Here is a 13,579-nt window from a genome sequence, read left to right as displayed (position 1 = left end):
GCGGCTGCGGGCGCCACGCCGGTGTCGACAGCTGGTCCAGCCAATTACGACAGTTTGTAGGACCCTCGCCGCGAGGCTGTGCGATGGGGGATAAGATCACCGGCAGACAACATGGGATGCCCCGTGTGCTCGATCTATTCGCCCGGAACATTTGGAGGATCTGTTGGTAGCCGAAGCGCCCCCAATCGGAGAACTCGAGGCTCGTCGCCCGTTCCCGGAGCGTATGGGCCCCAAGGGCAACCTGATCTACAAGCTGGTGACCACCACCGATCACAAGCTGATCGGCATCATGTACTGCGTCGTCTGCTTCGTGTTCTTCTTCATCGGTGGCCTGATGGCGCTGTTCATGCGCACCGAGCTGGCCATGCCGGGACTGCAGTTCCTGAGCAACGAGCAGTTCAACCAGCTGTTCACCATGCACGGCACGGTGATGCTGCTGTTCTACGCCACCCCGATCGTGTTCGGCTTCGCCAACCTGGTGCTGCCGCTGCAGATCGGCGCCCCCGACGTCGCGTTCCCGCGGCTGAACGCCTTCTCGTTCTGGCTGTTCCTCTTCGGCGCCATGATCGCCATCGCCGGCTTCATCACCCCCGGTGGTGCCGCTGACTTCGGCTGGACCGCCTACTCGCCGCTGACCGACGCGATCCACTCGCCCGGCGCCGGTGGCGACCTGTGGATCGTCGGCCTGGCCGTCGGTGGTCTGGGCACCATCCTGGGTGCCGTCAACATGGTCACCACCGTGGTCTGCATGCGCTGCCCGGGTATGACGATGTTCCGCATGCCGATCTTCACCTGGAACATCCTGGTGACCTCGATCCTGGTGCTGCTGGCCTTCCCGCTGCTGACCGCCGCGCTGTTCGGCCTGGCCGCCGACCGCCACCTGGGCGCACACATCTACGACCCCGCCAACGGCGGCGTCCTGCTGTGGCAGCACCTGTTCTGGTTCTTCGGCCACCCCGAGGTGTACATCATCGCGCTGCCGTTCTTCGGCATCGTCTCGGAGATCTTCCCGGTGTTCAGCCGCAAGCCGATCTTCGGTTACACCACCCTGATCTACGCCACGCTCGGTATCGCCGCGCTGTCGGTCGCCGTGTGGGCGCACCACATGTACGCCACCGGCGCCGTCCTGCTGCCGTTCTTCTCCTTCATGACGTTCCTGATCGCGGTCCCGACCGGTATCAAGTTCTTCAACTGGATCGGCACCATGTGGAAGGGCCAGCTGACCTTCGAGACGCCCATGCTCTTCTCGGTCGGCTTCCTCATCACCTTCCTCCTGGGTGGTCTGTCGGGTGTGCTGCTGGCCAGCCCGCCGCTGGACTTCCACGTGACGGACAGCTACTTCGTCATCGCGCACTTCCACTACGTGCTCTTCGGCACCATCGTGTTCGCCACCTACGCGGGCATCTACTTCTGGTTCCCGAAGATGACGGGCCGGCTGCTCGACGAGCGTCTGGGCAAGCTGCACTTCTGGCTGACCTTCATCGGCTTCCACACCACCTTCCTGGTCCAGCACTGGGTCGGTGACGAGGGCATGCCGCGTCGTTACGCCGACTACCTGCCCAGCGACGGCTTCACCACGCTGAACGTGATCTCGACCATCGGTGCCTTCATCCTGGGCCTGTCCACGCTGCCGTTCGTGTGGAACGTGTTCAAGAGCTGGCGTTACGGCGAGCCCGTCGTGGTCGACGACCCCTGGGGCTACGGCAACTCGCTGGAGTGGGCCACCAGCTGCCCGCCGCCGCGGCACAACTTCACCGAGCTGCCCCGGATCCGTTCGGAGCGCCCGGCGTTCGAGCTGCACTACCCGCACATGGTCGAGCGGATGCGCGCCGAAGCGCACATCGGTCGATCGCACCACTAGAAATCAGCCGACCCGCCCGCGCCTAAGGCGCGGGCGGTTCTGCGTTAGGGGACCTAACGGATGACGCAGGAAAGCAACGCAAACGGGTCGGTGCTGATCACCGTCACCGGACTCGACCAGCCGGGCGTCACGTCGACGCTGTTCGGCGTGCTGTCGCGGCACAACGTCGAGCTGTTGAACGTAGAGCAGGTGGTCATCCGTGGCCGCCTGACGCTCGGCGTGCTGGTCGCAGTGCCGGCCGAGGTGGCCGGTGACGTGTTGCGGGCCGACGTCCAGCAGGCCATCGGCGAGCTGGGGCTCGATGTCGCGATCGACAGCAGTGACGACCAGCCCGTCCTGACCGAACCGTCGACCCACACCATCGTCGTGCTGGGCCGGCCCATCACCGCCGAGGCGTTCACCGTCGTCGCCCGCGAGGTCGCGGCGCTCGGGGTCAACATCGACTTCATCCGCGGCGTCTCCGACTACCCGGTGACGGGCCTGGAACTGCGGGTGTCGGTGCCACAGGTGGGCGGGGCCTACGCGCAGCTGCAGACCGCACTGGCCCGCGTCGCCGTCGACGAGGGCGTCGACATCGCGCTCGAGGACTACAGTCTGGCCCGGCGTGCCAAGCGGCTAATCGTGTTCGACGTCGACTCGACGCTCATCCAGGGCGAGGTCATCGAGATGCTGGCCGCGCGCGCCGGCGCCGAGGCCAAGGTCGCCGCGATCACCGAGGCCGCCATGCGCGGCGAACTGGACTTCGAGGAGTCGCTGCGGGAACGCGTCGCCACCCTGGCCGGCCTGCCGGCCGAGGTGGTCGACGAGGTCGCCGACCAGATCGAACTGACGCCGGGTGCCCGGACCACGCTGCGTACGCTGCGCCGGCTGGGTTACCACTGCGGCGTGGTGTCCGGCGGGTTCCGTCAAGTGATCGAGCCGCTGGCCGAGGAGCTGATGCTCGACTTCGTCGCGGCCAACCACCTGGAGATCGTCGACGGCAAGCTGACCGGCCGGGTGACCGGCCCGATCGTCGACCGCCCGGGCAAGGCCAAGGCGCTGCGGGACTTCGCCAACCAGGCCGGCGTACCCATGGAGCAGACCGTCGCGGTCGGCGACGGCGCCAACGACATCGACATGCTGTCGGCCGCCGGCCTCGGGGTGGCGTTCAACGCCAAGCCCGCGCTGCGGGCCGTTGCCGACGCCTCGCTGAACCACCCGTACCTCGACACCGTGCTGTTCATCCTGGGCATCACGCGTGGCGAGATCGAGGCCGCCGATGCGGTGGACGGTGTGGTGCGGCGGGTGGACATTCCGTAGGGGATTCCCCGGCGGGGGCACACCCGAGCCGCTGTCACGTTACAGTGGTGACTATTGATATTGATTTGCTGCGTAAGTGTGTGGGAGATGGTGACATGAAGCGTGCGGTTCTGATTGGTGTGAGTGCTGTCGCGTTGGTCGCCGGCCCCTTGTCGGTCGTCTCTGTGACGGCGGCCGCACCGGCCTACGCGTGCCCCTGGGGGACCGTGCCGAGCCATTTCGAAGGCGTGTGCGTCAAGGGCACGGCGAATGGCAGTGGCCCGCAGTCGGTGCCGCCGCAGACGTCCAACAGCGGGACAGGTGCACAGATCACCCAGTCGGTCGGCGGCCTGCAGACGGTCAACGGTATTCCCTGCACTCCCGAGCACATCGGCACCTGCATCGGCCTGATCCAGAGCCAGCAGTAAGAGTCGCTTCAGACCGCCTCAGACCGCCTCAGACGATGAGGGCCTGCGCGTCTGGCGTACCGGCGCCGGTGACGCTGCGCCACGCCTGAGCCAGCACGGCTACCGAGTCATGCAGACGCTCCTCGGGTTGCGTGAAGGGCACCCGGATGAAGCGCTCCAGCGTGCCGTCGACCCCGAATCGTGGACCCCCCGGGATGACGAGCCCCATCCGGGACGCCGCTGCCGACAGCGCTGAACTCATCGGTGCGGGCAGCCGCATCCACATCGACATGCCACCGTGGCACGGGCTTGCCGTCCAGTCCGGAAGTTGTTCCTGCAGAAGCGAACCCACCAGCTGCCGCCGGGCTCGCAGCATGTCGCGACGGGCCGGCAGCACGGTATCGGCCTGGCGGAGCAGCTCGGCCGACGCCAACTGTTCGACGATGGCGGTGCCGAGGTCGATCGTCGGCCGCACCGCGGCGATGGCGGCCAGGGTGGACCGTTCGGCGCGAATCCAGCCGACCCGCAGGCCGCCCCAGAACGACTTCGACATCGAGCCGACCGTGACCACCAGGTCGCGGCGGCTCTCCAGATAGGAGGCCAGCGGCGGCGGCAGCGGCTCGTCCAGCCAGATGTCGCAGATGGTTTCGTCGATGATGGTGCGGGTGCGGGTCTCGGAGATGATGCGGGCGAGGCGCTCGCGCCCCGGGGCGGGCAAGCTCAGTCCGGTCGGGTTGTGGTTGTCGACGATCAGGTAGGCCAGATTCGGAGCCAATTGCCGCATGGCGGCCTGCACGGCATCCAGTTCCCAGCCGTCTTCGGCCATGCTGACGGGCACCGGTCGGGCTCCGGATGCGGCGATGAGCGAGATGGCGCCGTGGTACGTCGGCTGCTCGATCAGTACCCGGTCGCCGGGGCGGGCGTAGGTGGCCAGCACGAGATTTATCGCGTGGAGCGCCCCGGTGGTCACCATGATCTCGTCTGGATCGGTGGGAAGGCCTCTGGCGCAATATCTTTCGGCGATGGCCTGGCGGAGTTCGGCGACGCCGGTGAGTTCGATGCCGATGTCGTGCAGGTGCGGTGCCAGGCGCTGGGCCGCGCGGGTAAAGGCCTCGACGGTGGCGGCCGCCGGTGCGGAGGGCGCGGCATCGGCCAGGCTCAGCGTGCCGGTTCTGGTGAGGGGTGCTGGACTGGTCGTCGGCGCGGTGGGCGGCAGCGCCGTGGTGCTGCGGGCGCCGCGCCGGGCGTTGAGGTAGCCGTCCTCGCGCAGTTGGGCATAGGCGGCGGTGACGGTGGTGCGGGAGACGCGCAGGGCGTCGGCCAGCGCACGCTCGCTGGGATACCGGGCGCCGACGGGGAGCCGGCCGTCGACGATGAGCAGGCGGATGGCATCGGCCAGGCCCAGATAGGCGGGGCCGCTGAGGCTGGAGGTGCGCCAGTTGCCCAATTCGCGTGCCAGAAGGACTTCGTCAAGTGATCTGGCTGACATCTCGATCGACATTGAAGCCAGTATTGGCCAACTGGCTATTGAATGGCAAGCCAGTTGGCCGGAAAACTGGTGTCATGCGAACGAACTGGCTATCAAAACTGGCTGAGAAGCGCGCCCGGTCCCGGCGGGACAACCGCGCCGATGTCCGCGATCTGGATGCCGCCCGGGTGCGGCACGAACTGGACGCCATCCGCGTCCGGTTCCAGGACCACCGGTGAGGGCGCGAGCAGCCGGCACCAGCGTGAAGACCACAGCCGTCCGCACGGCGCTGCTGCTGGCCGGCCTGAGCGGCTACGGCCTGTCGATGGCGCTGTTCGTACGCGCCGGGTTGGGACTGGACCCGTGGGACGTCTTCCATCAGGGCCTGGCCAAGCACACCGGGTTGACCATCGGCGGCGCCACGGCGCTCGTCGGCGTCGTGGTGCTGCTGGGCTGGATCCCGCTGCGCAACCGCCCCGGCGTCGGCACCGTCGCGAACGTCATCGTCATCTCCGTCGTGGTCGACGCCGCCCTGATGGTGCTGCCGCAGCCGACGACGCTGCCGGTGCGCACGGCGATGATGGTCGGCGCCGTCGTGCTCAACGCCGTGAGCACGGTGATGTACATCGGTGCCGGGATGGGGCCAGGGCCGCGCGACGGGCTGATGACGGGGCTGGTGGCCCGGACCGGATGGTCGGTGCGCCTGGTCCGGACCGGCATCGAGGTCACCGTACTGGCCACCGGGTGGCTGTTGGGTGGCACCGTCGGCATCGGAACCGTGGTGTACGCCTTGGGGATTGGGCCGCTGGTGCAACTTGTGCTGCGGTGCACGCCGAGTCGCTGGCTCGCGGCCAGTGGATGGGCGCACGTGGTGGGGGACCGGGTCGCTGAACCGGCCGTGGCTACGATGAGCGAGTGCCCGGCGCCCTCAGCGACAACTCCGTAGAACCCGACGCCCAGCCCGATCCTGACCTGCTGATCCAATTCTCCGGGGTGACATTGCGCCGCGGCGGAGCCACCCTGGTCGGTCCGATCGACTGGTCGGTGGAGCTCGACGAACGCTGGGTCGTCCTGGGCCCCAACGGCGCCGGCAAGACGTCGCTGCTGCGCATGGCGGCCGCCGTCGAGCATCCGTCCTCGGGCACAGCGTTCGTCCTGGGCGAGCGGCTGGGCCGCACCGACATGTCCGAGCTGCGGTCGCGGATCGGGCTCAGCAGTTCGGCGCTCGCGCAGCGGATACCGGACGACGAAGTCGTGCGGGACCTGGTGGTCTCGGCGGGTTACGCGGTGCTGGGCCGGTGGCGCGAACAGTACGACGACGTCGACTACAACCGCGCGCTGGACACCTTGGAGAGCATCGGCGCCGAACACCTCGCCGACCGCCACTACGGCACGTTGTCCGAGGGCGAGCGCAAGCGGGTGCTGATCGCCCGGTCGCTCATGACGGACCCGGAGCTGCTGCTGCTCGACGAGCCGGCGGCCGGACTTGACCTCGGCGGGCGCGAAGAACTGGTGGCCCGGCTGGCGGATCTGGCTGCCGATGCCGATGCGCCGGCCTCGGTGCTCGTCACCCACCATGTCGAGGAGATCCCGGAGGGCTTCACGCACTGCCTGCTGCTCTCCGAGGGGCAGGCGGTCGGCGCCGGGCTGCTGTCCGACGTACTGACGTCCGAGAATCTCTCCCAGGCCTTCGGTCAGTCGATCGCCCTGGAGTACATCGACGGGCGGTACTTCGCCCGTCGTACCCGCAGTCGCGCGGCGCACAGGAGGCGTATATGACCGAACTCGACCCCTTGCACCCCAGGCCGGCCGCGACCGTGATGCTGGTGCGCGACGGTGTGCCCGGCATCGAGGTCTTTCTCATGCGCCGCACCATGTCGATGGCCTTCGCCGGCGGTATGACGGTGTTCCCCGGCGGCGGGGTCGACGAGCGGGACTATGACCTGTTTGTCGCCTCCGGCGACGCCGACATCGCCTGGACCGGGCCCGACCGCACCTGGTGGGCCGAGAAGTTCGGAGTGGACCCGGTGCTGGCCGGCGCGCTGGTGTGTGCCGCCGCCCGCGAAACCTTCGAGGAGTCCGGCGTGCTGTTCGCCGGGCCGGCCGATGATCCGGACGGCATCGTCTCGGACGCGACCGTCTACCACGAATCGCGGGCCGCACTGGAAAGCCGTGAGCTGTCGTTCGGTGAGTTCCTGGCCCGCGAGAAGCTGGTGCTGCGTGCGGACCTGCTGTGGCCGTGGGCGAACTGGATAACCCCCAAAGAGGAACGCACCCGCCGCTACGACACGTTCTTCTTCGTCGGCGCCCTGCCCGCCGGTCAGCGCGCCGACGGCAACAACACCGAGAGCGACCATGTCGCCTGGCGCACGCCGACGGCTGCGCTCACGGAGTTCGAGGAGGGGCATTCGTTCCTGCTGCCGCCGACCTGGACGCAATTGAGCTCGCTGGACGGGCGCACGGTCGCCGAGCTGCTCAGGGACGAGCGGAAGATCGAGCCGATCGAGCCCGTCCTGACCATGGGTGAGGGCACGTGGGACATCGAGTTCTTCGACGCCGAGCGGTACAAGGCGGCCCGCGGCAGCAGGGCGCAGTGATGGACATCGGCGAATTCGTGCAGGTCCACATCACCGACGGTGTCGGCACCCTGCTGCTGGCCAGGCCGCCACGCAATGCGCTGACCCGGCAGATGTGCCGGGAGATCGCCGCGGCCGCCGAGGAGCTTGGCCAGCGGACCGATGTCACCGCGGTCATCGTGCACGGCGGCCACGAGGTCTTCTGCACCGGCGACGACGACCACGAGACCAGCACGCTCGACGCGGCGGAAGCACGCGTCGCCGGGGCGGTATGCCGCGCCGCTGTCGACGCCGTCGCTGCCATTCCACGGCCCACCGTCGCGGCCGTGACCGGGTATGCGCTCGGCAGCGGCCTGACGCTGGCCCTGGCCGCCGACTGGCGGATCAGTGGCGACAACGTCAAGGTCGGGTCGACGGAAATCCTGTCGGGCCGGGCGCCGGCCGAGGGTGCGGCCGCGCGGTTGGCCGCGGCCGTCGGCGACAGCCGGGCCAAGGAGCTGGTGTTCAGCGGTCGGTTCGCCGGCGCCGAGGAAGCGGTTTCCCTCGGTCTGATCGATCAACTCGTGGCGCCCGACCACGTCTACGACGAGGCGCACAAGTGGGCGCGCAGGTTCCTGGATTCCTCGCCCGAGGCGCTGGCCACAGCAAAGGCGGCATTCGGGGTTCGCTGAACCGGTGTACAGAACCGTGGATGTGAACTCCCGGTGACCGGGCAGTTAGGCTGACCTGCATGACGAGTACCGACCAGACGTCCGAGGTCGCCGCAGCCGACGCTGCCGCCAAGGTATCCGACGTAGTTGAGCAGGCTGTTGACCAGGCGCCCAACCCGCACGCGACCGCCGAGCAGGTCGAGGCGGCACGCCACGACACCAAGCTGGCCCAGATTCTGTACCACGACTGGGAAGCCGAGAGCTACGACGACAAGTGGTCGATCTCGTACGACCAGCGGTGCATCGACTACGCCCGCGGCCGCTTCGACGCCATCGTGCCCGACGAGGTCCAGCGCCAGCTGCCCTACGACCGCGCCCTCGAACTCGGCTGTGGCACCGGCTTCTTCCTGCTGAACCTGATCCAGGCCGGCGTCGCCCGCCGCGGCTCCGTCACCGACCTGTCCCCGGGCATGGTCAAGGTGGCCACCCGCAACGGCCAGGCCCTCGGCCTGGACATCGACGGCCGCGTCGCCGACGCGGAGGGAATCCCCTACGAGGACAACACCTTCGACCTCGTCGTCGGACACGCGGTGCTGCACCACATTCCCGACGTGGAACTGTCGCTGCGCGAGGTCGTCCGCGTGCTCAAGCCGGGTGGCCGGTTCATCTTCGCCGGCGAGCCCACCACCGTCGGTAACTTCTACGCCCGTCGCCTGGCGGATCTCACCTGGAAGACCACCGTCGCGGCCATGAAGCTGCCGGGCCTGGAGTCCTGGCGCCGGCCGCAGGAGGAGCTCGACGAGAACTCCCGCGCCGCCGCGCTCGAGTGGATCGTCGACCTGCACACCTTCGAGCCCGCCGACCTGGAACGCATGGCGACCAACGCCGGTGCGGTCGAAGTCGCCACCGCCAGTGAGGAATTCACCGCCGCCATGCTGGGCTGGCCGGTGCGGACCTTCGAGTCGACGGTGCCCCCGGGCAAGCTCGGCTTCAAGTGGGCCAAGTTCGCGTTCGGCGGCTGGACCACGCTGAGCTGGTTCGATGCCAACGTGTGGCGCCGCGTCGTGCCGAAGGGCTGGTTCTACAACGTGATGATCACCGGGGTCAAGCCGTCCTGACGGTGTCCCTGACGGACCCGACGCTCCTGACGCTCTGACGTGAGCGGTTATGCCTTCACGCTCGACGATGTCGCCTACCTGACCGGAGCCGGTCAGGAGGCGCTCGCCGAGGTGGCCGCCCGGCCGCTGACAGATGCCCATCGGGTATCCGACATCGCCTGGGCGCGTTCACGTTTCGGTGACCGCGCGGCAGTGCTGGTCGAGACCGTGCTGCTGCGGCGTCGGGCCGCCGCAAAACTCGGCGAGCTCGGCGACGTCACCGGTTGGCTGTTCACCGACGAGGCGCTGCAGCAGGCCACCGCCGGGGCCGTCGCCGTCCATCGGGCGCGGCGGCTGTCCGGCCGCGCCGTGCATGACGCGACGTGTTCTGTCGGGACCGAACTTGCCGCCCTGAGCCGTTCGGGCGGCGGTGACGACGACTCGGCGTCCCCGCTCATCGGCAGCGATCTCGATGCGGTCCGGCTGGCCATGGCGCGCCACAACGTCGGCGCCCACGCACTGCTGTGTCGCGCCGACGCGCTCCGCCCGATCACGCGGGACGCCGTGGTGGTCGTCGACCCGGCCCGGCGCAGTTCGGGACGGCGCAAGTTCGATCCCCGCGATTACGCCCCGCCACTGGACGAGCTGCTCGAGGTCTACCGGGGTCGCGACCTGGTGGTGAAATGCGCTCCCGGCGTCGACTTCGGCCAGCTGTCCGAGCTGGGATTCCGCGGCGAGGTGCAGATCACGTCGCTGGCCGGCAGCGTCCGGGAGGCGTGTCTGTGGTCACCAGGGCTGGCCCCCGCCGGGGTTACCCGCCGTGCCACCGTGCTGGACAAGACCGGCGCGGTGGCCGAGGAGTTCACCGATGCCGATCCCGGCGACTGCCCCTCGGGGCCCGCGGGGCGGTGGATCGTCGACCCCGACGGTGCGGTGGTGCGGGCCGGCCTGGTGCGCCACTATGCGGCGCGGCATGGCCTGTGGCAGCTGGACCCGGCGATCGCGTATCTCACTGGCGACGAGTTGCCGAGTGGCACAAGGGGTTTCGAGGTTGTCGAACAGATCGCCTACAACGAGAAACGGCTCCGGCAGGCGCTGTCGGCGCACGGGGCGTCGGCCGTCGAAATCCTGGTGCGCGGCGTCGACGTCGACCCGGATACGTTGCGCGCCAAACTGAAGCTACAGCGGTCGGGCGCGCAGCTCTCGGTCGTGATCACGCGCATCGGCGCCGCGGCCGCCGCCCGGCCGACGGCCTTCATTTGCCGGCCGTCGCGCTGAAACACCTGATCGCAGTTCATGCCCGGGACGGGTAGGGGTGACAGGTACGCTGGAACCGGCGGCGATGTGCCGCCATTCATTCATCCCCGGAGGATTCACCAGATGCGCCTACCCGCACTCGCCGCAGTGATCGCTGCTTCAGGCGCGGTCGGTTGGCTCGGCATGCCTCTTGCGGCCGCGACCCCGGCGAAGTGCCCGGACCTGGGCGGCGTCCTCGACGGCTCGCGGATGTGCCAGATTCGCGACACCACCCGTGGCTACGCGCTCAACATCAGCTATCCCATCGATTACCCGGATCAGCAGGCGGTCGTCGACTACATCACGCAGACCCGTGACGGGTATGTCAACGTCGCGAAGATGCCTGGGCCGCACGAAACCTCGTACGAGCTCGACACCACCGCGACGCAGTACACGGCGGCGATCCCGCCCCGCAACACCCAGTCTGTCGTGTTCAAGACGTTCCAGGATGTCGGTGGGGCGCACCCGCAGACGTTCTACAAGACGTTCACGTGGGACCTGGTCCAGCGCAAGCCGATCACCATCGAGAACCTGTTCGCACCTGGCGCACAACCGTTTCCGGTGATCCTGCCGATGGTTCAGGGCGAATTGGTCCGCCAGTCCGCGCAGCCGGTGCTGCTGCCGCCGGCAGCCGGGCTGGACCCTGAGACCTACCAGAACTTCGCGATCACCAACGACTCGCTGATCTTCTTCTTCAGCCAGGGACAGGTGCTACCGGAATCCGCCGGCGCGGTGCAGGTGACGGTGCCGCGAGCGCCGATCGAGGGGATGCTGGCCTAGCGATTCGTGCACGATTTTTCGCGCGGGCCGCGGATTTTCGTGCACAGATCGCTGATCAGGCCGGGGCGAACGCGTAGACCTGGCCGTCGCTCGTCGCCGTGACGACGCGCTTGTCGTGCCCGACGGACACCCCGACAGGCCAGCCCGTGGCGCCCGGTAGCGGGTAGCTGTTCACGGTGTGGCCGTCGGCGGGGGAGAAGACCACCAACGCCTGGCCGGCCTGGCCGTCGCGGACCACGACGTATCCGACATCGCTACCGGCGCGCGTGGACGTCGTCAGCGGCTCGACGTCGGTACGCGTCCACGCCACCTCGCCCTTGTCGCCCTTGTCCTTGACCGCGGTGAGCTTGGTCTGGGGCCCGCCTCCGGCGACGACCAGACCGTCCGGCGTCACCGACGGCGGTGTCTGCGGCTGGAAGCCGAGATTGACCGACCATTTGGCCTTGCCGTCGGCGGAGTTCACTGCCCAGAGGTGCTGGTCGCGGCCGTTGACGTACACGGTCTTGCCGTCGGCGGACAGCACCGGGCTGGCGATCGGGCCGGCCCCGACCGCGGTGCTGCTCCATTCGCGGGTCAGCAGCGGCGTCTGGCCCTCGTGATAGCGCAACCCGACGAGGGCAGGGGCATCGGTCCCCGGCTGCCACAGGCCCAGCACCACCATGTTGGTGTCAGGGGAGTAGGCGGGCGCCGCCGAGATGGGGCAGGCCGCTTTGGCGGCTTGGCAGTCGGCGAGGCCGCGCGCCGAGTCGGCGGGGTCGACGCCGCTGACGAGGTCCAGCGGGGCGCCGATGGTCTGGCCGCGGTGCGCGTCGAACACCAGCACCTGGCCCAGATGCGTCATGACGAGGAGCTGACCGGGCGACAGGATGCGCGGTGTCGTCGGCATCCCGATCACCGGCTGGCGCCAGCGGATCCACTGCGTCGGCGGGAACGACATGATCGCGCCGGGCTGGCCGACGTACATGTTGTCGAAGCCATCGAACAAGGGACTGGAGAGCGGGCCACCTGGTCCCGGGCCCGGCCAGAGGCGCGTGCACCAGCGCTGGCGACCGTGCTGGTCGCTTTCCCACACCATCAGCGAGCAACCATTGGCCGACTGGGCGTTGATGGCCAGATAGCTACCGGAGCCGAGGATCACCTGTGCGCCGATATTGCCCTTGGCCGAGCGCGCCCAGTCCTGCTTCAGGCTGCTTGCCCCGGCCAGCGCGGTGTAGCTGCTGTTGGCGGCGTTGCCGTACTGCGCCGGCCAGCCGTCCGAGGGGTGCGCTTTGACCCAGGAGTCGGTGTTGTCGCACCCGGCAACGGCCAAGGTGACCGCGGCAACAGCAATGACGGCGAGGCGGCGGATTCGGTGTGCAGGCATCGAGTCCCGAGACTAGCCCGAGACCGGCGAATGTCCGATTTCGCCTCGCGTAGGCTTTCCGGCCATGACGACGATGTGGGGCGCACCGATTCACAAACGATGGCGAGGTTCGCGGCTGCGCGATCCGCGGCAGGCGCGCTTCCTCACCCGTGAGTCGCTGAAGTGGGTGCTCGACAACAAGGCGTACACCCCCTGGTACCTGGTGCGGTACTTCCGGCTGCTCAAATTCAAGCTGGCCAACCCGCACATCATCACCCGCGGCATGGTGTTCCTCGGCAAGGGCGTGGAGATTCAGTGCACCCCCGAACTGGCGCAGATGGAGATCGGCCGGTGGGTCCACATCGGCGACAAGAACACCATCCGCTGCCATGAGGGCTCGCTGCGGTTCGGTGACAAGGTGGTGCTTGGGCGCGACAACGTCATCAACACCTACCTCGACATCGAGATCGGTGAGTCGGCGCTGATGGCCGACTGGTGCTACGTCTGCGACTTCGACCACAAGATGGACAGCATGGAGCTGCCGATCAAGGACCAGGGCATCATCAAGGGCCCGGTGCGGATCGGCCCGGACACCTGGGTCGCCGCCAAGGTGACGATCCTGCGCAACACCAGCATCGGCCGCGGCTGCGTGCTCGGTGCCCACGCGGTGGTCAAGGGCGAGATTCCGGACTTCTCCATAGCTGTGGGTGCCCCGGCCAAGGTGGTCAGGAACCGCAAGCTGGACTGGGAGACCTCGGCCGCCGAGCGCGAGGAACTCGCCCGGGCCCTGGCCGACATCGAGCGGAAGAAGAGCTCGCGGTAAC

The 13,579-nt window shown here is 68.4% G+C and carries 14 protein-coding genes; 12 read left to right on the top strand and 2 right to left on the bottom strand.

Features of this window, described 5'->3' with window-relative positions:
• Nucleotides 1-163 precede the first annotated feature (163 nt).
• From ctaD to QRN63_RS20010, 3 genes are all read left to right on the top strand, one after another.
• The gene (ctaD, locus tag QRN63_RS20020; protein WP_029119898.1) at nucleotides 164-1,861 is read left to right on the top strand and encodes an aa3-type cytochrome oxidase subunit I; all 1,698 of its coding nucleotides are present in this window, start codon (nucleotides 164-166) and stop codon (nucleotides 1,859-1,861) included.
• Between the two features lie 60 nt (nucleotides 1,862-1,921).
• Nucleotides 1,922-3,160, top strand: coding sequence for a phosphoserine phosphatase SerB (serB, locus tag QRN63_RS20015; protein ID WP_267316570.1), 1,239 nt, complete (start codon nucleotides 1,922-1,924; stop codon nucleotides 3,158-3,160).
• A 95-nt stretch (nucleotides 3,161-3,255) separates the two neighbouring features.
• Complete coding sequence (locus QRN63_RS20010) at nucleotides 3,256-3,567, top strand: hypothetical protein (protein WP_285032401.1); 312 nt, start codon at nucleotides 3,256-3,258, stop codon at nucleotides 3,565-3,567.
• Nucleotides 3,568-3,595: 28 nt separating this feature from the next.
• On the opposite strand, the gene yczR is transcribed toward QRN63_RS20010, so the two are convergent.
• Nucleotides 3,596-5,047, bottom strand: coding sequence for a MocR-like transcription factor YczR (gene yczR, locus QRN63_RS20005; RefSeq protein WP_285032400.1), 1,452 nt, complete (start codon nucleotides 5,045-5,047; stop codon nucleotides 3,596-3,598).
• A gap of 62 nt (nucleotides 5,048-5,109) precedes the next feature.
• Here yczR and QRN63_RS20000 point away from each other — a divergent pair, with 62 nt between their 5' ends.
• From QRN63_RS20000 to QRN63_RS19965, 8 genes are all read left to right on the top strand, one after another.
• Nucleotides 5,110-5,253 (top strand): hypothetical protein, encoded by a 144-nt coding sequence (locus tag QRN63_RS20000; protein ID WP_267316573.1) that lies wholly within the window; start codon nucleotides 5,110-5,112, stop codon nucleotides 5,251-5,253.
• Between the two features lie 86 nt (nucleotides 5,254-5,339).
• Nucleotides 5,340-5,960: a membrane protein YczE gene (gene yczE / locus QRN63_RS19995; RefSeq protein WP_410506034.1), complete on the top strand. Its 621-nt coding sequence runs from the start codon at nucleotides 5,340-5,342 to the stop codon at nucleotides 5,958-5,960.
• Nucleotides 5,930-6,793 carry an ABC transporter ATP-binding protein gene (locus tag QRN63_RS19990; RefSeq protein WP_267316574.1) on the top strand — a complete coding sequence of 288 codons (864 nt, stop codon included), beginning with the start codon at nucleotides 5,930-5,932 and terminating at the stop codon, nucleotides 6,791-6,793. Before yczE ends, QRN63_RS19990 begins: the two co-directional genes overlap by 31 nt.
• Entirely contained in the window at nucleotides 6,790-7,611 is an 822-nt protein-coding gene (locus tag QRN63_RS19985; protein ID WP_285032397.1) for an NUDIX hydrolase, read from the top strand. The genes QRN63_RS19990 and QRN63_RS19985 overlap by 4 nt, the downstream gene beginning before the upstream one ends.
• The gene (locus QRN63_RS19980) at nucleotides 7,611-8,261 is read left to right on the top strand and encodes an enoyl-CoA hydratase (RefSeq protein WP_267316576.1); all 651 of its coding nucleotides are present in this window, start codon (nucleotides 7,611-7,613) and stop codon (nucleotides 8,259-8,261) included. Before QRN63_RS19985 ends, QRN63_RS19980 begins: the two co-directional genes overlap by 1 nt.
• Before the next feature lie 59 nt (nucleotides 8,262-8,320).
• Nucleotides 8,321-9,358, top strand: a complete 1,038-nt coding sequence (locus QRN63_RS19975) for a class I SAM-dependent methyltransferase (protein ID WP_285032394.1) — start codon at nucleotides 8,321-8,323, stop codon at nucleotides 9,356-9,358.
• Nucleotides 9,359-9,397: 39 nt separating this feature from the next.
• Nucleotides 9,398-10,615, top strand: a complete 1,218-nt coding sequence (locus QRN63_RS19970) for a THUMP-like domain-containing protein (protein WP_285032392.1) — start codon at nucleotides 9,398-9,400, stop codon at nucleotides 10,613-10,615.
• Between the two features lie 102 nt (nucleotides 10,616-10,717).
• On the top strand, nucleotides 10,718-11,413 hold the full coding sequence (locus QRN63_RS19965) for an esterase (RefSeq protein ID WP_267316579.1): 696 nt from the start codon (nucleotides 10,718-10,720) through the stop codon (nucleotides 11,411-11,413).
• A 55-nt stretch (nucleotides 11,414-11,468) separates the two neighbouring features.
• On the opposite strand, the gene QRN63_RS19960 is transcribed toward QRN63_RS19965, so the two are convergent.
• Complete coding sequence (locus tag QRN63_RS19960) at nucleotides 11,469-12,776, bottom strand: outer membrane protein assembly factor BamB (RefSeq protein ID WP_285032389.1); 1,308 nt, start codon at nucleotides 12,774-12,776, stop codon at nucleotides 11,469-11,471.
• A gap of 64 nt (nucleotides 12,777-12,840) precedes the next feature.
• Here QRN63_RS19960 and QRN63_RS19955 point away from each other — a divergent pair, with 64 nt between their 5' ends.
• The gene (locus QRN63_RS19955; RefSeq protein WP_155903974.1) at nucleotides 12,841-13,578 is read left to right on the top strand and encodes an acyltransferase; all 738 of its coding nucleotides are present in this window, start codon (nucleotides 12,841-12,843) and stop codon (nucleotides 13,576-13,578) included.
• Nucleotide 13,579 lies beyond the last annotated feature (1 nt).

This window comes from Mycolicibacterium sp. lyk4-40-TYG-92 (assembly GCF_030209435.1).
Lineage (GTDB): Bacteria > Actinomycetota > Actinomycetes > Mycobacteriales > Mycobacteriaceae > Mycobacterium.
Note: the sequence above shows the minus strand (reverse complement) of the source record. Positions and strands in the feature narration are given on the sequence as shown.